Source organism: Acetivibrio mesophilus (assembly GCF_004102745.1).
GTDB classification, from domain to species: Bacteria; Bacillota; Clostridia; order Acetivibrionales; family Acetivibrionaceae; genus Hungateiclostridium; species Hungateiclostridium mesophilum.
Map to the genome: position 1 here is coordinate 1 of NZ_RLII01000083.1, position 1,336 is coordinate 1,336.

Annotated in this window: 1 protein-coding gene; it reads right to left on the reverse strand. The window is 40.0% G+C overall.

What is annotated here, in order from left to right:
• Window positions 1-168: 168 nt before the first annotated feature.
• Window positions 169-1,233: an IS30 family transposase gene (locus tag EFD62_RS17320; protein WP_038291664.1), complete on the reverse strand. Its 1,065-nt coding sequence runs from the start codon at window positions 1,231-1,233 to the stop codon at window positions 169-171.
• Between the last annotated feature and the right edge of the window lie 103 nt (window positions 1,234-1,336).

The following is a 1,336-nucleotide window of genomic DNA, read 5'->3' on the forward strand; positions in this document are numbered from 1 at the left end:
CTTAAATTGCAATATTAAATGCAACACTTTTTAAAGAAACCTGATGATATTTATCATTCCAACCTTAACCATTCTTCAACAGGCGGGTGAAATGGTGTCAAGGGCGGTTTTCCCCTTGATACCATTTCACCCGCCTGTTATACTCGTAAAGGGTTGGAATGTATGTCCTTAACTAACAGACTGCATGTCTGGAACGATCTCAAGTATACGCTGTATTTCGTCGTTAAATAGTTCTGCCGGTGTACGGTAGCCCAGTATCTTCCGGGGCAGGTTATTACACCAGTTTTCAATTCGTTTTATCTGCTCAAGGGTTAGGTCCTTAATAGCTTTTCCCTTAGGTATGAACCGCCGTATAAGACCATTATGTCGCTCATTAGTACCCCTTTCCCACGCAGAATATGGATGAGCGTAATATACATTGAGCCCTTGTCTATCCAAACCAGCAAATTCTGAACCATTGTCTGCGGTTATACTTTTAAACAAGTGTGTAAATAAAGGCCCAGACTTTTCTCTTATTTGGCTGAATGCTTTATTTACAGATTCAGCATCCTTTTCTTCCAGTAGATAAATCAGATGTTCTCTTGTTTTACGTTCCGTAAGGGTCATTAAAGCATTATCATTAGAGCGTTTACCTATAAAAGTATCTATCTCCCAGTGACCAAATTCCTTTCGATTATCTACTTTTTCAGGACGTTCGCTAATGCTTTTTCCAAGTAGCCTTTTGTGTTGTCTTACAACAGATTTCTTATGCTTTCTGCGTGTTTTTAGTGGTAAATCAATATTACGTACATTCAGAATTCGTTTATCGATGTAATTGTATAAGGTCTTGGTACAGACCATCGAGGATTTATCAAATTTACCCTTACGTCTGGCAACGCCTACAACCACATCAGGTGACCACTTTTCCTCCAAAATCATCTTTTCTGCATACTGTAGAAAGGGTTCTACCTGTAGAGCTTTAACCTTCTTTCCGCATGATAGGCGGTTACTCTCGTACACTGCCTGACCAGTTTCGGGAAAGTAGGCTTCATACGTGGTCAAATCTGAACGACGTTGGACGGTAGTACCACGCTTTATTTCTCTACCAATAGTGCTACGATGTCGGCCTAGTCTTCGTGCAATCTGCGCCGGTGATAAACCTTCTTCCAGTAATGCTTTAATTTTGCCTCTGTCAAATTCTGATAAGTGTTTAAAAGTACGTGTAGGTGTGGTATTCTCTTTAGTAAGAGCCATAGCGATAACCTCCGTATGTGTTTTGTGGACACAAATATCATACTAGGTTTCTCGCTGTGGTTCTACTTTTTTTGCCCTGTTGCATTTAATTTTACAATGAACC